General features: G+C 43.6%; 18 protein-coding genes. 9 read left to right on the top strand and 9 right to left on the bottom strand.

Annotation, left to right across the window (positions count from 1 at the left end):
• The first annotated feature begins 529 nt into the window (after positions 1-529).
• Positions 530-1,603: a M23 family metallopeptidase gene (locus TW84_RS00595; RefSeq protein WP_045973646.1), complete on the top strand. Its 1,074-nt coding sequence runs from the start codon at positions 530-532 to the stop codon at positions 1,601-1,603.
• A 68-nt stretch (positions 1,604-1,671) separates the two neighbouring features.
• On the opposite strand, the gene TW84_RS00600 is transcribed toward TW84_RS00595, so the two are convergent.
• Positions 1,672-2,547 (bottom strand): LysR family transcriptional regulator, encoded by an 876-nt coding sequence (locus TW84_RS00600; protein ID WP_045973648.1) that lies wholly within the window; start codon positions 2,545-2,547, stop codon positions 1,672-1,674.
• A 112-nt stretch (positions 2,548-2,659) separates the two neighbouring features.
• Between TW84_RS00600 and TW84_RS00605 the strand changes: the two genes are divergently transcribed.
• On the top strand, positions 2,660-3,529 hold the full coding sequence (locus TW84_RS00605) for an MBL fold metallo-hydrolase (protein WP_045973650.1): 870 nt from the start codon (positions 2,660-2,662) through the stop codon (positions 3,527-3,529).
• Positions 3,530-3,597: 68 nt separating this feature from the next.
• Here TW84_RS00605 and TW84_RS00610 read toward each other — a convergent pair whose 3' ends face one another.
• The gene (locus TW84_RS00610; RefSeq protein ID WP_045973652.1) at positions 3,598-4,467 is read right to left on the bottom strand and encodes a LysR family transcriptional regulator; all 870 of its coding nucleotides are present in this window, start codon (positions 4,465-4,467) and stop codon (positions 3,598-3,600) included.
• A 106-nt stretch (positions 4,468-4,573) separates the two neighbouring features.
• Here TW84_RS00610 and TW84_RS00615 point away from each other — a divergent pair, with 106 nt between their 5' ends.
• Together TW84_RS00615 and TW84_RS00620 are read left to right on the top strand one after the other, a co-directional pair.
• Positions 4,574-5,287, top strand: a complete 714-nt coding sequence (locus tag TW84_RS00615; RefSeq protein ID WP_045973654.1) for an AzlC family ABC transporter permease — start codon at positions 4,574-4,576, stop codon at positions 5,285-5,287.
• Positions 5,277-5,585, top strand: a complete 309-nt coding sequence (locus tag TW84_RS00620; RefSeq protein WP_045973656.1) for an AzlD family protein — start codon at positions 5,277-5,279, stop codon at positions 5,583-5,585. Before TW84_RS00615 ends, TW84_RS00620 begins: the two co-directional genes overlap by 11 nt.
• Before the next feature lie 49 nt (positions 5,586-5,634).
• Here the strand turns inward: TW84_RS00620 and TW84_RS00625 are convergent, their stop codons facing one another.
• The 3 genes from TW84_RS00625 to TW84_RS00635 all read right to left on the bottom strand — a co-directional run bounded on the left by TW84_RS00625 (position 5,635) and on the right by TW84_RS00635 (position 9,542).
• A complete protein-coding gene (locus TW84_RS00625; RefSeq protein ID WP_045973658.1) occupies positions 5,635-6,210 on the bottom strand; it encodes a hypothetical protein in 576 nt (191 codons plus the stop codon).
• Positions 6,207-7,790 carry an FAD-binding protein gene (locus tag TW84_RS00630; protein WP_045973660.1) on the bottom strand — a complete coding sequence of 528 codons (1,584 nt, stop codon included), beginning with the start codon at positions 7,788-7,790 and terminating at the stop codon, positions 6,207-6,209. The genes TW84_RS00625 and TW84_RS00630 overlap by 4 nt, the downstream gene beginning before the upstream one ends.
• Positions 7,791-8,060: 270 nt before the next feature.
• Positions 8,061-9,542, bottom strand: a complete 1,482-nt coding sequence (locus tag TW84_RS00635) for an FMN-binding glutamate synthase family protein (protein ID WP_045973661.1) — start codon at positions 9,540-9,542, stop codon at positions 8,061-8,063.
• Positions 9,543-9,956: 414 nt separating this feature from the next.
• Here TW84_RS00635 and TW84_RS00640 point away from each other — a divergent pair, with 414 nt between their 5' ends.
• Positions 9,957-10,724: an SDR family NAD(P)-dependent oxidoreductase gene (locus tag TW84_RS00640; RefSeq protein ID WP_045973663.1), complete on the top strand. Its 768-nt coding sequence runs from the start codon at positions 9,957-9,959 to the stop codon at positions 10,722-10,724.
• Between the two features lie 181 nt (positions 10,725-10,905).
• Positions 10,906-11,484, top strand: a complete 579-nt coding sequence (locus tag TW84_RS00645; protein ID WP_045973665.1) for a cysteine hydrolase family protein — start codon at positions 10,906-10,908, stop codon at positions 11,482-11,484.
• Between the two features lie 65 nt (positions 11,485-11,549).
• On the opposite strand, the gene TW84_RS00650 is transcribed toward TW84_RS00645, so the two are convergent.
• Positions 11,550-12,101 (bottom strand): cytidine/deoxycytidylate deaminase family protein, encoded by a 552-nt coding sequence (locus TW84_RS00650; RefSeq protein WP_045973667.1) that lies wholly within the window; start codon positions 12,099-12,101, stop codon positions 11,550-11,552.
• Between the two features lie 181 nt (positions 12,102-12,282).
• Here TW84_RS00650 and TW84_RS00655 point away from each other — a divergent pair, with 181 nt between their 5' ends.
• The 3 genes from TW84_RS00655 (at position 12,283) to TW84_RS24285 (ending at position 14,359) form a co-directional block, all read left to right on the top strand.
• Positions 12,283-12,945: a transcriptional regulator gene (locus tag TW84_RS00655; RefSeq protein ID WP_045973669.1), complete on the top strand. Its 663-nt coding sequence runs from the start codon at positions 12,283-12,285 to the stop codon at positions 12,943-12,945.
• Between the two features lie 308 nt (positions 12,946-13,253).
• Complete coding sequence (locus TW84_RS00665) at positions 13,254-14,006, top strand: queuosine precursor transporter (RefSeq protein WP_045973673.1); 753 nt, start codon at positions 13,254-13,256, stop codon at positions 14,004-14,006.
• Positions 14,007-14,191: 185 nt separating this feature from the next.
• Complete coding sequence (locus TW84_RS24285) at positions 14,192-14,359, top strand: hypothetical protein (protein ID WP_157633984.1); 168 nt, start codon at positions 14,192-14,194, stop codon at positions 14,357-14,359.
• A 178-nt stretch (positions 14,360-14,537) separates the two neighbouring features.
• On the opposite strand, the gene TW84_RS00670 is transcribed toward TW84_RS24285, so the two are convergent.
• From TW84_RS00670 to TW84_RS00680, 3 genes are all read right to left on the bottom strand, one after another.
• Positions 14,538-16,130 (bottom strand): ABC-F family ATPase, encoded by a 1,593-nt coding sequence (locus tag TW84_RS00670; protein ID WP_045973675.1) that lies wholly within the window; start codon positions 16,128-16,130, stop codon positions 14,538-14,540.
• 208 nt (positions 16,131-16,338) lie between these two features.
• On the bottom strand, positions 16,339-17,091 hold the full coding sequence (locus TW84_RS00675; protein ID WP_045973677.1) for a hypothetical protein: 753 nt from the start codon (positions 17,089-17,091) through the stop codon (positions 16,339-16,341).
• On the bottom strand, positions 17,076-17,597 hold the full coding sequence (locus tag TW84_RS00680) for an RNA polymerase sigma factor (RefSeq protein ID WP_045973678.1): 522 nt from the start codon (positions 17,595-17,597) through the stop codon (positions 17,076-17,078). The genes TW84_RS00675 and TW84_RS00680 overlap by 16 nt, the downstream gene beginning before the upstream one ends.
• Between the last annotated feature and the right edge of the window lie 5 nt (positions 17,598-17,602).

Here is a 17,602-nt window from a genome sequence, read left to right on the forward strand (position 1 = left end):
AGTGACAATCAAATCAATATAGTCCAATGTGGCTTTTTTTCAAGTCGATTGTTCTTTATATCTAGGCATCCGATACTGATGGTTGAGGAACGACTATCTCGTCAATAATTGAATCTAGATCTCATTTTTATTTTCAAGGGACTATATCTTTTAGAGCAAGTTTATACCTCCATTTATAGGCCAAGCAACAAGGGCCAGCCTCCAATCTGGTTGCCTCAATCTTAATAAAAGAAAGATCTGTTCATCCATCTATACAGCGTACGACAAAGCATCATTTTGGCATTAAGTACACAAGTTATTACACTTTCATAAGAGCATAATTTGGCTCTATAGAACGGTGATGTATCGAGAGTAACTCGCCGTATCAGGCTTAAGGCTCACTGGCATTGGGTGCTAGTGGATAACGCTTGCAGTGCTGCAATGATTAAAATAGAAAGTTTACGAGCAGTCGTTCTTCCACGGACTCGCTGTCAGCTCGTAAGTTCACCATGATGGGGCTTGCAAGTAAAACAGTTGGCTGGAGAACATTATGAAAACACAACTTGGTACCTTGTTGTTACTGTTTAGTACGCAAGGGTTCTCACACTCTATTCTACCTGCGATTGACACAGGAAACCTTAACCTCTCCACATTGAAAAAACACAATATTCCGACTTTAATGACAGAACAAAGCTTCGTTTACAGACCTATAAAGCAACCTTTTTCCATCTCTGATTACTTCGAGAAGAGCTCAAAGTGGCTAGTGCTAGAAGAGGAGCTCAATCATTGGAGCGGGGCAATGGGGGTAGATCCTCGAGTGATATTGGTAACGCTGGCAGCATCTCATGATATGCCACTCGCTGACATACTATCTGAGTCCGAGTTAGAACATGTTAGGAGCGAAATTAAACATGTTGCAAACCGCCTCTCTCAACTTTTCTATCACGCAAAGCAAAAACCAGAAGCACTAGATAGCGCAGCCACCTTTGCCATTGTGTCATCACTCAAGGATATCCAACAATGGTCTAATTGGCAGACATTGTATTCACAGCGATTTGGAGCCCCGAAGGCAGAGGAAGAAGCAAGCTTTGCTTCTCCTCCAGATATGCAGTGGCCATGGAGGGCTGGATACAACTGGATACCCAATGGCCCACATTCACATACAGGTTCAGGCTATCCGCTCTCGTCAGTTGACCTTTCATATGACTGGCCACGATGGGGAGAACAAACTTATAGTGTCACCGCTGCGCATGAAGGGTACGTTTCCGTGTTTTCTCGTTGCCAACTGAGGGTAACAGCACCAAATGGATGGGCGACAAACTATTACCACATGGATGGGATACAAGTTCAAGATGGGGCTTGGGTGTCCAAAAACCAAAAAATCGGAACCTACGCCAATCAGAGAAACATTGCTTTATGTCAAGGGGGGTCTTCAACAGGGCCACACCTACACTTTTCGTTGTTGTATAACGGACGTTTTGAGTCATTACAAAATGTTTCATTTGGTCCATACACTATTGACGTAGGTCGCTACAGCTACGATAGCCATTGCAACTACACGTGGATGCTAGATGCTAGAACCAACTCCAAACAATGCTTTTGGTATCGGGTAGATAATCCTTAATATTTTGCAGCTATCTCTCGATTTCTTTTCGGGAGATAGCTCTAGGTTCATTGAGGCAATAGAGACGTTCAGCTTGCGAGATAATCTTCAAAGAAGTCAATCAGACAACGCACTGTTGGCGACAAATGCTTTCGGGAAGAATACAAGGCATACACCATCATCTGTTGGGGTTTCCATTCTGGAAGTATTTGAACTAGTTTACCACTCGATAAATATTCATCTGCCAAATATCTTGGCTGAACCGCTAAGCCGGCACCACTTAATGCCGCGTGCAATAATACCGTCGCCTCATTCGCTGTCAGCTTACAATGCACCTCTACCGCTTTGTGCTCGTCACCTTTAGTCAAGTGCCACACATGTCGCTGGAAGTTTTTGTACCCTAAGCACTGAAATCGCGATAAGTCTTCCGGCTTACTCACCTCAACGTTTGCAACATAACTCGGAGAGGCAACAATCACAGAGTCACATATCGCTATCGGTTTACCAATCAAAGAGGGATCTGGGTTAGAAGCAATTCTGATCGCCAAATCGATTTGACTGTCTGCCATGTCTGTCACTGAATCTTGAAGATCGATATCAATACTGACCTTTGGATGTAACTGCATAAACGCAGAAACCGCAGGTATTAGCTGCGAAAAGCCAAACGACATACTGGTCGCCACTCTTACCGTTCCTGTTAGTTCGTCACCAGTATACGTTGTCGCTGTGAGCTTATCAGCCTGCTCCAACCATTGCTCGACCTGCTTGAGACAAGACTCCCCTGCCGTGGTAAGAGACACTTTGCGGGTCGTCCTATGCAGCAGTCGCACACTCAGCCAATCTTCCATGGCTTCGACATATCGAGTGACCATTGGCCTCGACATATCAAGCCTATCCGCCGTGGCAGTAAAACTGCCCGACTGTACGACGTCGACAAATACTTTAGCAGCGGTAAGTCTATCCATCTATATGTTCGATTTAAGAAACAATGTTGTTAACTATGGTGTGTTTTTCTGGTCAGGTCAATGACCTATTATCCCCTTGTCCCAACAAACAACCCTGTTAATGGAGAGAATGATGAAAAGACTTACCCTACTTGCTGCTTCGATGCTGATCGCAACGAATACTTTTGCAACTGAACAATCCAACCTCACTTTTGATGTTTACAACGCTGACCAAAATAGCTTCCACGTGAATTCAACGCTAATTATCGGCGAAACTGAGGTTATGGTTATCGACACTGGTTTCACAAAAGCGGATGCACTTCGTATTGCAGCAAAAGTGCTGGATACAGGTAAAACGCTGAAAACGATCTTTGTTAGCCAGGCGGATCCTGATTACTATTTTGGTGCAGAAGTACTGCATAGCTTGTTCCCAGAAGCGCAAATCATTACAACACCTGCAGTAAGAAAAGTTATCGAGGAAAAACTGCCGACCAAACTTAAGGTGTGGGCGCCGCGCATGGGCGATAACGCTCCAGTAACACCTTATATTCCAACAGCGTACACCGCTTCTAGTTTAACCATTGACGGCCATACCATTGAAATTCATGGTACTGATGGTGACATTGCCCACCGACCGTATCTTTGGATTCCATCAGAAAAAGCGGTACTGGGTAACGTTTCAATATATGGCACAAACCTCCACCTATGGATGGCAGATGCCCAAAGCAATGAAAGCCAAGTACTTTGGTCTGAACAATTGGAAGAAATCCAGTCATTGAAACCAGAAGTCGTTGTCCCAGGGCATATGATCTCCGGTACAAAACTTGACGCGAGTTCTATTCAATATTCTCACCAATATCTTCAGGATTTTAAGCAGGCGAAGAGAACAACCAAAAACAGTGAGCAACTGATTGAAAAAATGAGAACTAAATATGGTGAAGCAGCGTTGCCTGTTGCCCTGAGTATTGGAGCGAAAGTCCATAAGGGAGAAATGGAGTGGTAACAACCATGATGTGGCGGTGTTCTAACACCGCCACATCACGAAGATAATTGTAAATCAAGGATAATATTTTAGCGAACAGACGCCGTTTTCAATGTCTTAACTAGTAAATCATGTAAATAGTCTACCGCTCTGGAGCCTTTGGACGCTTTGCTGCGATAAACAGCGACTTCCATTGGTTCTAATGGGCCCAATCCATGTTCCAGCCCCAATACCTCGAGGTGTTCTGGCACACTACACTGAGTAAACACCGCTACGGCCAGCCCACTCTCAACCGCTGCAATCTGTCCAGCAACACTTGAACTGTTGTAAACCACTTTATAGGGCCTGCCATGTTGAGCCAATGAGTTGATCGCGCTGCGCCTGGCTAGACTTGAGCTTTCATAAACGGCGATAGGCAAAGTCTCTCTGCGCCAAATTTCAAATTGTGGAGCCCCTACCCAGACCATCGGCTCCTGAAAAAGCAGAGTTCCTCTACTGGCGTTATCTCTTGAAACTAACGTCAAGTCTAGGTCGTTGCTCTCAACTCTTGGGATTAGCGAAGTGGATTGCTCACAATCGAGTTCGATTTCAACGCCCGCAAAACGAGAAGCAAAGTTTCTTAATATCGGTGTTAAATACTCTGCAGCGTAGTCTTCGGGTACACCTAATTTCACCTGACCGACTAGCTCATTGCCATGAAACGCAGCCTGCGCTTCTGAGTGTAAATCGAGTATACGCCTAGCATAGCCCAATAAAACCTGACCTTCTTCTGTGAGATCTATGTTTCGGCTGCCCCTGACGATTAGCCTCCTGCCTGTTGCATTTTCCAATTTTTTCAAATGCATGCTAACAGCCGATTGTGAACGGTGTACGCTTGCCGTGGCGTTGGACAAAGAACCAGCGTCTACGATAGCAACAAAACTCTTTAACCAGTCAATTTGCAGATCTTGATTATTCATTATTCGATTTTCGAATGGGTAATTTCTGAATTATGCGCTTTTCGATTTCATCATTCCAGTTTACTGTTTGATTCCTTTAACATCACTCATGAAAATGACTAACTCTATGCTCGAAAAAGAATTAAAACTAGAGTATCAATCAGTTCAACATGGCTTTATTAGCTTATTACCGATCTCGATATTCGTTGTGGTTTTTGGCACTGCGTATGGGCTGGCGGCGGTTCAGGTTGGGCTGAGTCAATCGTCTGCTTTGTGGATGAGCACGCTGGTTTTTGCTGGCGCTTCTCAGTTTGGTGCATTAGAACTGTGGGGAACGCATGTCCCTGTCTTTCCATTAGCTATCACGGTATTTGCCATCAATGCACGCCATCTTCTTATCGGGGCAACGCTATATCCTCACATTAAAGCCATGAAAGCTTTACCACGTTACGGAGTGATGTTATTGGCATCAGATGCCAACTGGGCCATGTCGATGAAAGCGTTTGGGAATAATGAGCACTCGAAAGGGCTAGGCATTTTGTTTGGAGGTGGTCTAGCAATATGGATATTCTGGATTATAGGCACTTGGGTCGGTGTTTATTTTGGTAACGCGATTCAAAACCCATCCGCTTATGGCATTGATATGGTAATGGGATGTTTTTTGCTCACCATGGTGCTAGAAGGTAACAAAGAGAAGGGAACTTACCTTATCTGGGCATCTGCTGCCTTCTCTTCTATTGCCGCGTATTTGTATCTACCAGAAAATGCTCACGTGATTGTTGGTGCCCTAACTGGAGGTATTGCTGGCGTGCTTGTAGGAGAAAACAAACATGAACATTGAGACGACCGAACTAGGCACATTGGCGATCATAGCAGTGATGACCATCGTCACCATTGTGACTCGGTGGGGTGGCATCTATGTAATGTCTTACATTCCTATCAGTCAACGCGTGCAGCAGTTTATTGCCGCTATGTCGGGCTCGGTGCTAGTCGCGATTATAGCGCCGTTATTTATTACCGGGGACATGGGCGCTAAGCTTGCTTTGCTGGTTACTGCTCTTGGTACACTGGCTTTTAAACGGCCACTCACATCCATCACCCTAGGAATTGTCCTAGCGGCTTTAACAAGAACTTTTTAACGATATTGGTTAGATGCAGAGCCTCGCTTAAGGCTCTTTTCAATTCAAGTTAAGTTGTCGCTGTTTTCAGATTACTCAACCACTTTTTAATCGGTTGAGTAATCCAGTATCGTAAAACAAACAGCCCAATCTGGCACAAAATATACTCACGGCGGCAATAAAGCATACAGACGTAATCAAACTTCTCCGTTGTACCTTCAAACAAGATCTTGGGATAAATGTACTTTTGCCTTTCAGCGACTTTGGGATTACGAGCACCTGCCATGAAATAGCGCTTTTTCATACGATACGCCTCCCAGCTTGCACGAATAAAGACAAAACCACGTTCAAAGTCCGATAGCTCTTGTTCAACCCAAAGTCCACCACCTTCAACAATATTATCCGTGGCATATTGAAGGGAGTGCTTTTCCATGTGTTGTGGTAAATCTGCAACATAAACCAAAGGATGGTCGCAGTTGACTGTATACCCTGCACACATCTGCCCTTTTGAATCGTAAAACGCTCTGACACACGTTCGGCTTTTAAGTTGCTCTATATTACTCGTATTACCCGATATGGATTGGTAGTGCTTGGCAAACTCCAGAAAGTCACTATCTCTGGAAAGGCGTTTGCTCGATAAGATCATGCTTTACTGTCCTCTGAAAATTTGTAAGGAACCGCCATCTGATAACGACCTGGAGAAACAATGTCATCCGGATCAAACGCGGCTTTGATACGACTGCGAAGTTCTAATGCGTCTTGCTCCAGCTCTGACTCACCATTGAATGGCATTTCATCAACGGCACGTCGATAACACGGCCACTGGTAGCGTCGATATAAAGCGCGCAATTTACGCACTAACTCTGTCGCTCTGCTCACTTCATCTGGATTACCGGCGTCGTAATAAATACTGATAATCGCCTGACACATGTAAGCATTAACGGCGGTTAACGTGACACCAAATTCAAACCCTGCTTTGTCAAAAGCTTGCTGTGACAAACGCATACATTTTTCAACCTCTTCGCCAACCATCGCAAGCGTAGGTGCAACCCAATAAAAGCCAGCCCCATCTTCCACAGGGTTCATTTTTTCCGGAATGTTTCCACGATAGCGCCAATAGCAACCTTTGAGTGCCAAATCTTTAGGGTTCCCCTCGAGCATATCCATCATCTCAGTAAATTCATTGAGACTACTCTGCAAGCGCTGGTACACCGGTAGGCGCCCAAGCAAGCGACTGGCACTGATCGCTATTTGATTCATTTGTTTCAGCTTTGCCAAACTAACTACATTGACTTTAGCGATGGGTTTAAGCAGTGCTTTTACCCGTGCGGCTTTAGCTTTTGCTACTGCCTTAGTGCCTGTGATAACAAACGCACCCGACCAAGGAGATAAGTTGTATTGGTTGCACAGAGATTCAACATCCTTCTGGTTCGCACCATTACTCGTGCTCCACTTGTTAAAATCGAATCGTTCCATCATGGTTAGCATTCGGTAGGTGTTCCCTAAGTGAGGCAAACCATCAATACTGCCTTCTGACTTCAGCCGGCGCATAATATCGATATATGAAGGCAAATCACTTGCATCTCTAAGGCGAACCAAACAACGTAAGCTCGCTTCTGGTTTAAGCATCAGTTCGAACTTTATTTTACTGATCACTGCAATATTGTTCTGAGTGAATAGCTCGTGAAGATTGGCGGCTAGGCCAGCTCGACCACAGTACCGTGAGCTTTGATTCAACTTCATTAACTTACCATTGGCTAAGATCAATTCGCTGATCGTAAAGTGCTGGCTTCGATTACCAACAGGACCGTGACCAAACCCTCTCTCTAATATGTTCCCCATTAGACTGGTATCTGGCCCAGCTCCCGTGCAATCCAGCATCCATGGTGTGTGTTTGAGATATGCGGAAACTTGGCCTTGTGTCACACCAGGCTCGACCTCAATCACTCCAAGCTCTTCATCAAAGCTCAGTATTCGATTCATTCGACTAAGATCAAGCAAAGTACAACCATCACTGGCAGGTGTTTTGCAACCATACCCCCAGTTGTTGCCTTTACCCACAGGATATACAGGCAGCTTTTTTACATGCGCTTGTTCAATAATTTGTTGCAACTCCAAACCATTTTCGGGATGAAGAATTTGCGGGACAATGCGCGAGTGATGGCCAAGCCCACTGCGCAGTTCGATTGGCTGATGCAAATCAACCTGTTCCACAACAGATGACACGTGTAGCTCCTTTACTGGTGAATAATTTAGCTATCAAGGTGTTACCAGACAGCTTTGTCTGCTGTTTTAATTAGGGGCAGGATTATCTCAGCAGCTTAAATACCAAACAACACACATATATGTGGAGTGAATGCATTCAGCAAAAACAAGTAGATAACAACATTAATATTGATCCAGTAAACACAAACAAATGAATGGGTAAGTGTTACTGATGCGTGAAAGTTAATGAGAGGAAAAGAATGTGCTCATGACCCCATGAACACATTGAGGCTATCGGTGATGTCGGTACAACTCGTCCAATGCGACAGATAATCCGTCTTCTTTGACAATACGGATGTGTTCACGGGACAAGTCGCGTGCGTTGGTCACACCACATGAGTGGGCAATCAGACCAATGCCATAGTGAATATACTTGTTGTAATTCGCAACACGCTCCATTTTGTCCTCTACATTCAACCCTTGTTGGAGACGAACGTCATGAGTGGTGATACCTGTCGGACACGTGTCTTTATTGCATTGCAAGGCTTGAATACAACCCAGTGCCAGCATGTGGCCCCTTGCAGAAACAACAAAGTCGGCACCTAGTGCTATTGCCCACGCGACCTTAGAAGGCGTGATAAGCTTGCCAGAAGCCACCACTTTAATTCTCGGAATTAAACCACGCTCATTAAGTAAATTGACTACAAGAGGAAGGCTTTCTTTCAACGGCAGCCCGACATAGTCCATCAGCGGTTGAGGCGCTGCTCCGGTGCCTCCGTCAGCACTATCTATCGTAATAAAATCGGGCGCACTGTCATGACCTCTCTGATCAATTTCATCGAGTAACTCATTGAACCATACTAGCGAACCAATGACACTTTTGAACCCAACAGGTTTGCCCGTCACTTCTCGGATACGATGAATCATATCCAGTAAGTCACTCACATTACGGATATCCTTATGCCCATTCGGGCTGATCGAGTCGTGCCCCTGAGGGATACCGCGAATTTGAGCAATTTCAGCGGTCACTTTGCGTCCAGGCAGTATGCCACCTTTACCTGGTTTCGCCCCCTGGCTGATTTTTATCTCGAACATTCTGACATTATCTCGCGCAGCCAGCTCTGTTAGCTTCTCATCAGAAAGATGACCATCTTGGTCTCGAACACCATACTTCGCAGTGCCAATTTGGAACACAATGTCACACTGGCCTTCCAAGTGATACGAGCTTAAACCTCCCTCTCCCGTATTCATCCAACATCCGGCGATCTTTGCGCCTTTGGACAAGGCTCGCACCGCAGGCTTTGATAAAGCACCGAAACTCATTCCAGAAATATTGAAGATCGATGACGTGGTATAAGGCGTTCGACAACCCTCACCTATGGTGACCGCGGCTGGGGATACCGCGTCTTCCTCCAAAGTGGGAAACGCACAATTCATAAACATGATGGTGCCTGTAGCGTCCAGATTTCGGGTAGAGCCGAAGGCTATCGTGCGATCAACATTTTTCGCCGCTTTATATACCCAGCTACGTTCTGCACGATTGAAAGGCATCTCCTCTCTATCCATCGCAAAGAAATATTGCCTGAAGAACTCTCCCTGTTTCTCAAACAAGTAGCGAAAGCGTCCGATAACAGGGTAGTTATGTCGAATGGCATGTTTGTGTTGGCGTTTGTCTGCAACGTACATATATAGAACACTGATAACACCAACCCCAATCGCGATAATGAAAAGCCCTGAAAATAGATCGATCCCTATGACAAAAAATTCACCCATTTTATGCTCCATTAGTCTTTGTATTTTCTATTTGTATAGACCGTCTTCATCAATATAGTTGACGATCTGGAGCCATTTTAATTTTTTCAATCAATAAGAACGTATTGCATCATCTACAAGCTTTCAAACAACAAACTGACCATTTTATAAACGCCCTCTCCTAACCCCTTAGCCCGCATCAAACTTTCTACCTAATTGACGTTCCCTTTACAACTCAAATGTAAGCTCAGTTAAAGTATTGTTTTTACGAACTAAGTCCAACGCAGTGTTTTATATATAGTCGATGTTTATCAGTCTTAACAACGCCACCGCCGACTCTAGACCGAAACGAATACGTCATATGTCAACGAGCAATGGTCACTAGAGGTTCGTATCAAACCAAATGTTTATCATCTCACCTATTAAAGGATTACTATGAAACTAAAAGGAAAAAAAGCGTTCATTACCGGTACAACGTCAGGTATCGGCTTGGCTATTGCGCGCCGTTTCTTTGAAGAAGGCGCTACGATTGCTATTAACGGACGAAATGCAGAAAAGCTGGAAACCATTAATAGGGAGTATTTTGAAAACAAAGCCCTCGAAGTCGTCGCAGACATTTCCAAAGTGGAAGATATTGCTTCAGCGTATGAATTGCTTGAAAGAGAATTTTCTCAACTGGATGTATTGGTTGTTAATGCAGGGGCCTATCAACTAAAGCCTTTTACAGAAACAACTGAACAAGACTTTGACGACATGTTTGCACTCAACGTTAAGGGCGCTTTCTTTACTATGCAATATTCTGCGCCGTTATTGAGAGAAGGTGCATCAGTTATTTCAATTTCTTCTGTTGGCGCGCTCCATGCTAATTGGAATCAAGCGCCTTACAACGCTTCAAAAGCCGCTATCTCATCATTGACCAAAAGCTTCGCATGTGGGCTTACTCATAAAAAGATCCGTGCCAATACCATTTCGCCAGGTGTCACTGAAACTGAAATTTGGGACAAAGTTGATTACCGAGAGCAGGTTAACCAAGTCGCCAAAGACGGAATTCCTCTCGGAAGAAAAGGCTCCGTCGAAGAAGTCGCAAGCGCTGCGCTTTTTCTCGCCAGTGATGACTCTGCTTTTATGACAACCAGCGATCTGATGATGGATGGTGGCGTCACCTACATCAATGATCCAAAAGATTGGGGTCATAAGCAGTAAGCCAGTGAATCTACTTAAAAGGAGCCTTTGATGAGGCTCCTTTTCGATTTTGAAATCATAATTTAGTTTTTTTCCATTTTTGAAAATTAAACTTTACCACCATTATTCCATCGCTCAATTCAATACTATCGCTATTAAATACACGCCTACACCCAAGCCAGTTCATGTCTAGGAGAATACTATGTCTAAAGCGATCTTAATCATCGATTTAATCAACGATATTATTCATCCCGAGGGAAAGATACCAAGCTGTGCGCAACATGCGAGCCAAATGAATGTGATTGCTAATACCAATCATGCATTGAACTTTGCTAGGGAAAACAAATGGTTAGTAGTTCACATTAAGGTAGGCTTTGATGTAAACTATGCAGCACTGCCCAAGTCTTCTCCAGTTTTCGGTAAAGCGGACCAGTATCAAGCATTAAAACTAGGAAGTTTTGGTACCGAATTTCACCGCGATGTCGACTTTCGAGAAAATGAATTGATCGTCGTAAAACCAAGGATTAGTGCATTTTACAACACATCATTAGAGGCCACTCTGCGCGCCAACCAAGTTACACAGCTTTATCTTACAGGTGTAAGTACTGAATGGGCGATTCAGTCCACAGCCAGAGAGGGTCATGACCGTGACTATAAAATCACTATCTTGGAAGACTGTTGTGCCGCATCTTCACATCAGGCTCACCTAGCTTCCTTGACGATGCTTAGCCGCATAGCGACGCTAGCAAAAGTCGACGACTTAAGCCGCAAAGAAAAGTAATGACTTGTTCAAACTGCACAAAAAGGGAGCCAATTGAAGCTCCCCCCTTTATTATCTGAAATGGATTAAACAGATTCGGACAGCCTGAGTGACAAAACCTCATCAAAAAACTGATCGCCTAGTTCGAGTTTTATACCCAATAAATCGCTATTGATTCTCGAATCATATATAGCAAACATGCTCATTAATTTTTTACACATGTCTGCTAAACGGCGATCTTCTGTCAACGTCGCAATCAAACCATTCTCGGCGTAATCTTCTGGGCAATTGACGTGCATGTCATCCAATACTCCAAAATGAGTGCGTTTGACTCCTAGTTCCTTCATCAACTGTGAACAAGAGGGTTCACCGCGATATTTAAGCGTTTTCAAACAAGGTGACAAGGTAACAACAAACACCGCATCCGATGAAGGTTCACCATAAACTTTCCTGAACGCTTCATAAGCATTACGCTCTGCGTGTTTCCAATTTTGTCCATCTCTTGTGCTTGTCGCAAATACTTTGTTGTCACCATCGACTAAACAGCTTGCAACAATTCCCACATCCCTTTCGTACCATCTGTCAATCAGGTAACCTATTGTTTCTAATAGTAACCTATCCAGATTTTCAGCCAGCATTGTTTGTACTCTTACTGTTGTTTTAATTATGTGACTGTATCAGAACGAACTTAGCATTAGGACATAAATCAGCACCATTATGTGATATCTGTTACATATAAATGACAACTTGCTTTCAAGCACCTGTTTTTATGCAAATAATTGCGCTACTGAAAGATAAATAGGTTTAGGTTTTTGAAACATGGAACAAGCTCGAGACTCTCGAATTGACTTAGCGCTTTATGACCTGATCGAACAGAAAAAAAATAGAGATGGCAAATTTACAAGACAAGACCTCGCTAATGCTATTGGCGTAAATCCCTCAATATTAACTCGGATTGCTCACGCCGACCCAATGAAAAGGCAAACTAACCCCCAGCTACACACGCTGCAGAAGATTGTCGAATTTTTTCAACTCGATGGGTTTGATATTACTTTAAATGACCTCATTCAGCAGGAAACGCAAAGGGTTGTCTTCTCCGAAAACACTCATCGCCAGCTCCCTACTAACGAAATAACGATACCACTCTTTAAGCTTTATAGTGACCTGAACAGGATTGGCAAAATTACCACTGATGTTGAGGTGAATGACAGCGTATTAGTCGGTTTCAAATCCGATGAGTTCATTCCTCCTTTCTTTAAAAAGGGGACGGTTTTCGTCGCTAACAGAGAATCTCTGCCTGAAGTAGATAATCTTGTTGTAGTAAAGTCAGGGTCATCTGGTTGCTTCCAGTTAAGAAAAGTTGCCCAAGATGAAGCCAATATGAAAATCTATCTTATCGATGTACGAAACCCTCATCTCAAATACGAATTCTCAGTGGCATCTTTTATCGGAGTAGTTCATCAAATCAACGCAAAAATCTAATAAGTACATCTGCATGTCGATACTCACAAATTTTCTATCCTCTATCGATGGAAAAATTAATAGCTATCTTGGTTTGAGTAAACCAATTTATGTCCCACTATATACTGAAATTATCGATGATGAAGTATTTCTATACAGTAGAATAAAAAACAAAAGGCATATTATCAAAGAAAATATTAAGGACGTCAGTATAGAAGACAACTATTCCTTGGAAGACCAAAGAAAAATCATTTCTGCTGTAAGTAATCTTATGTTTGCAGGCTTACATTGTAAAAAACACGACGACGTAGTAAAAATGGAATATCACAATGAGTGACACTTTAAATATTAACAGAAGCATTATTAACAAACCAATTGTTTCAAATTATCTCTGGTTTCTTGTAATGAGTTACTCGATTGTTATCATCCTTTCGAATTGGTTCGCAGGGCGATTGATCAGTCTGTCAGGTGATTTCTCTACCGGTGCTGGTGCGTTGATCTTCCCACTCGCCTTTCTTTTGTCGGATATCATTACCGAGGTTTACGGTTACAAATGGGCTAGGGTTGCGGTTTGGTGTGGTTTTCTCTTTAACACTATCTTTTTAGTATTGGGACAGATCGTTATCCTTCTGCCCAGTCCGGACTATGCGATACAAAGCAATGAAATGTTTGACTCTGTTTTGCAAACCAGTGGAAGAATTGTCATTGCATCAATACTAGCTTACCTCATAGCCGAACCCGTTAACTCTTATATCATGGCTAAGACAAAAGTCTGGTTCAATGGTAAATATATGGGTGTTCGCTTTATTTTATCTACTACTGTTGCGTCGTTTATCGATAGTAACATTATGGGAACTGTCGCATTTTATGGAAAAATGCCTCTTTACGAACTATTTATCTTTAATGTCACACTTTGTTTTGTCAAAGTATTCATTGAGCTGATCATAACACCTTTATCCACTTCATTTACTAGAAGACTTAAAGATATTGAAGGCTCAGACATTTATGATATTGATACAAACTTTAATATTTTTAGTTTTGACACCAAATATTCAGAAAAGTCGAATAAATTTAAAAAATAATGATAACGATCACCTGATATAATAAGGAGATTAACAGTAGTTTGAAATTTGAGACTGACAATTGTCCTCATACCGATAACATAACAATCGAACTTTAAAGCATCCATGCAATTTTGGTCAATCGATAGGCTCCTTCGGCTACTGCCTACTCTGTTGATCTGACGCTTACTTACCGAGAGGAAGTTATGATGAATGACATTGACGAGCTAAAACGCTGGGTTGAGATTGTTCAAAGGTCAGCAATCCCTGCTCAAGGCGAAGAGTTAACCGCTGATGAGCGAGCGGCCTTGGCACAAAGCTGTCGAGTGCTAGCGCAAACTGCTCAGCTTATCGCCGAGAAAATAGCCGCTTGACTAGAGAATAGTTTAGTCGCGCTAATATTACGCAATAAAAAAGCTCCACAGTCTATTTTGGAGCTTTTTGCTTTTGTGCATCCAGAAATTGACGACCTCATAGATGAGATAACGGCCAATTTTGGCTATGAATACCATATAGCCCCACATAAATGAGGCTTTGATTCATATCCGAGCGTTAACCATCAATGCCTTTCGACTTTAGGAATTCTGAGTAAGTACCACGAAAATCGTTAATCTTGCCGTCTTTAATTTCCAGAATTCGCGTTGCCAAAGAATCGACAAACACTCGATCATGCGAAACGAAAAACAAGGTACCCTTGTATTGTTCAAGCGCTGAGTTCAACGACTCGATGGATTCCATATCCATGTGGTTAGTTGGTTCATCCATTAACAGCATATTGGGTTTATGCATCATGATTTTTCCAAGAAGCATTCGGCCCTGTTCGCCACCAGACAGCACCTGAACAGACTTTTTGATGTCGTCTTGAGAGAACAGCATGCGCCCTAGGAAACTACGAACAACCTGCTCGTCTTCACCTTCTTGCCGCCACTGTCCCATCCAATCCATCAGATTCATATCTTCGGCAAAATCTTGTGCATGATCCTGAGCGTAATAACCGATGTTGGAGTTTTCAGACCATTTGAACTCACCACAACGTGGTTGAAGAGCACCCACTAGTGTATTGAGAAGCGTCGTTTTACCTACGCCGTTCTCACCGATAATTGCAACACGCTCACCAACTTCGAAAATTGCGTTGAAATCTGAAAATAGATCGTCTTCAAAACCTTGCGAGAGGTTTTCTACAATTAGAGCATTCCGGAATAGCTCTTTTGATTGCTCGAAACGAATAAACGGGTTTTGGCGGCTTGATGCTTTCACTTCTTCTAACTGAATCTTGTCGATCTGCTTAGCACGAGAAGTCGCCTGTTTGGCTTTAGAAGCATTTGCAGAGAAGCGTGCAACGAAAGTTTGTAGCTCAGCAATTTGCGCTTTCTTCTTCGCATTGTCAGACAACAGACGCTCACGTACCTGAGAGGCAGCGGTCATGTACTCGTCATAGTTACCTGGATAAACACGCAATTCACCGTAGTCTAGGTCAGCCATATGAGTGCATACTGAGTTTAAGAAGTGACGGTCGTGCGAGATGATAATCATGGTGCAGTTACGCTGGTTCAGCGTTTCTTCCAACCAACGGATAGTATCCATATCCAAGTTGTTGGTGGGTTCGTCAAGAAGCATAATATGCGGGTCTGCAAACAGCACCTGCGCAAGAAGCACACGCAGTTTCCAGCCTGGTGCCACTTCGCTCATCAAACCGTAGTGCTGTTCTTCTGGAATACCAACGGCCAAAAGAAGTTCACCTGCTTTGGCGTCGGCCATGTAACCGTCCATCTCAGCAAATTCAACTTCAAGCTCAGCAACTTTGATTCCGTCTTCTTCGCTCATCTCTGGTAGAGAATAGATACGGTCACGCTCTTGCTTTACCTTCCACAGTTCTTTGTAGCCCATGATAACGGTATCGATAACCGTAAACTCTTCATAAGCGAACTGATCCTGATTCAGCTTAGCAACACGCTCGTTTGGATCGTAACTCACGTTACCTCCAGTCGGGTCTAACTCACCGCTCAGAATCTTCATGAAAGTCGACTTACCACAACCGTTAGCACCAATCAGGCCGTAACGATTTCCTTCGCCAAATTTCACTGAAATATTTTCGAACAGTGGTTTCGCACCAAATTGCTGCGTGATGTTATTTGTACTTATGATGAGAGTATCCCCCTACAATTTCTCTATATATTTCATTGAGATAGAGAAATTATTATTGAAACAGATAAGAATTTGCGCAAAGTATAGCAGTTTGGAACTGTGAACTACATCAATTGTTCAAATCCATTTCCTTTTCAAGACACTTTTTGCCACCGTTGATGGTTTTTCAAAAATACAAGCGCCCTTTCGAGGGCGCTTCATATGTCGTTTAAATTGCTTGCCAGCTGCTGAGCTCGACACAGCGTCCGCGATACAAGACATCACTTTCTGGATCACGATTTTTAGTCACCAATAACTCAGAACTGTTCTTCAGTGCCTGCCATTCTGTAGGCGACATATAACGAATATCATTCACGTTCTGCAAACTATCGATCAATTGAAGCTCACCACTCTCGGAGTCTCTCATCCACACCATAGCCCTATCCATCGGAACGTCATCCATACTTAGATTACGCTGCATACGTAGACTCGATTGGCCGGGTTTGTCGCCCTGATATGCCACCAGCGCAAAGTGGTTTCTCTGGGTCTCTGAAGACATCATGGCTAAATAACTCACCGGGCGAACCTGAGCAATTTCAATGGGTAAAGAGGGTTGTAATAAAATCGGTCGCAGCCCAATACCCGCTAACAGTGAAAGCGCCATACCTGTCGGTAGCCACCACCAACGTATACGCCTTGCACCTCGACGAGAATTAAATGTTCGGGCAGATATATTTTTCCACACTCTTTTTGGTGGACGTTTTAAGTCATGTTCAGAAGATTCCAACTCTGTGCAAGGATTCAGACCAGATAAATGCTGTTGCCACAGCTCTACATACTCCCACCACGTCGTGTCTGCTTTCATCAGGGCCTCTAACCTGCGTCTTACCCGAGGCGTTTGCGTACCTAACACGTATTCACTGGCTAGCCTATCTCTTAGTTCAGAGTTCTGGTAACGGCGGGTCGTTAATCGGTCAGACATCGTTTCAGCTCCTGTAGCCCACGGCGAATCCAAGACTTTACTGTGCCAAGTGGCGTTTTAATGTGTTGGACGATCTCCTGATGGCTCATCCCGTGTTTATAGGCCAGTACTATCGCATTCCTTTTCTCTTCGCTGAGAGATTGTAAACAACGTTCAAGCCCAGTTTCTGCAGTCGATAAGACTTGCCGTTCAGCTTGCTCCAATGATTTTTCCAGCGGCTCTTCTCTCCGCCTGTTGCGCTTCCTGACTTCATCAATAGCAAGGTTCCTCATACTTTGACACAGCCAAGCCCATGGATAATCTAATGGGTATCGGTTGTCGCTATACCAGAGTTTAACGAAGCCTTCCTGAAGCAATTCCGCCGCGACTTGTTCGTCTTTTACGACACTGCAAATCAAGCTGAAAAGTTTTGTGCTGGTTAACTGATAGAGCGCTTCGAAAGCCTCACGGTCTCGAAGCGCTACTTTGGCAAGCAGTAAACCTATTTGATGTTTATCTGTACTCACACTTT

The organism is Vibrio neptunius (genome assembly GCF_000967495.1).
GTDB classification, from domain to species: Bacteria; Pseudomonadota; Gammaproteobacteria; order Enterobacterales; family Vibrionaceae; genus Vibrio; species Vibrio neptunius.

Excerpts from the sequence above, each read along its gene's own strand:
- TW84_RS00635 (WP_045973661.1), bottom strand. The coding sequence starts at position 9,542 with ATGGGTGAATTTTTTGTCATAGGGATCGATCTATTTTCAGGGCTTTTC.
- TW84_RS00605 (WP_045973650.1), top strand. The coding sequence starts at position 2,660 with ATGAAAAGACTTACCCTACTTGCTGCTTCGATGCTGATCGCAACGAAT.
- TW84_RS00620 (WP_045973656.1), top strand. The coding sequence starts at position 5,277 with ATGAACATTGAGACGACCGAACTAGGCACATTGGCGATCATAGCAGTG.
- TW84_RS00595 (WP_045973646.1), top strand. The coding sequence starts at position 530 with ATGAAAACACAACTTGGTACCTTGTTGTTACTGTTTAGTACGCAAGGG.
- TW84_RS00615 (WP_045973654.1), top strand. The coding sequence starts at position 4,574 with ATGCTCGAAAAAGAATTAAAACTAGAGTATCAATCAGTTCAACATGGC.
- TW84_RS00640 (WP_045973663.1), top strand. The coding sequence starts at position 9,957 with ATGAAACTAAAAGGAAAAAAAGCGTTCATTACCGGTACAACGTCAGGT.
- TW84_RS00675 (WP_045973677.1), bottom strand. The coding sequence starts at position 17,091 with ATGTCTGACCGATTAACGACCCGCCGTTACCAGAACTCTGAACTAAGA.
- TW84_RS24285 (WP_157633984.1), top strand. The coding sequence starts at position 14,192 with ATGATGAATGACATTGACGAGCTAAAACGCTGGGTTGAGATTGTTCAA.
- TW84_RS00650 (WP_045973667.1), bottom strand. The coding sequence starts at position 12,101 with ATGCTGGCTGAAAATCTGGATAGGTTACTATTAGAAACAATAGGTTAC.
- TW84_RS00645 (WP_045973665.1), top strand. The coding sequence starts at position 10,906 with ATGTCTAAAGCGATCTTAATCATCGATTTAATCAACGATATTATTCAT.
- TW84_RS00665 (WP_045973673.1), top strand. The coding sequence starts at position 13,254 with ATGAGTGACACTTTAAATATTAACAGAAGCATTATTAACAAACCAATT.
- TW84_RS00625 (WP_045973658.1), bottom strand. The coding sequence starts at position 6,210 with ATGATCTTATCGAGCAAACGCCTTTCCAGAGATAGTGACTTTCTGGAG.
- TW84_RS00600 (WP_045973648.1), bottom strand. The coding sequence starts at position 2,547 with ATGGATAGACTTACCGCTGCTAAAGTATTTGTCGACGTCGTACAGTCG.
- TW84_RS00610 (WP_045973652.1), bottom strand. The coding sequence starts at position 4,467 with ATGAATAATCAAGATCTGCAAATTGACTGGTTAAAGAGTTTTGTTGCT.
- TW84_RS00655 (WP_045973669.1), top strand. The coding sequence starts at position 12,283 with ATGGAACAAGCTCGAGACTCTCGAATTGACTTAGCGCTTTATGACCTG.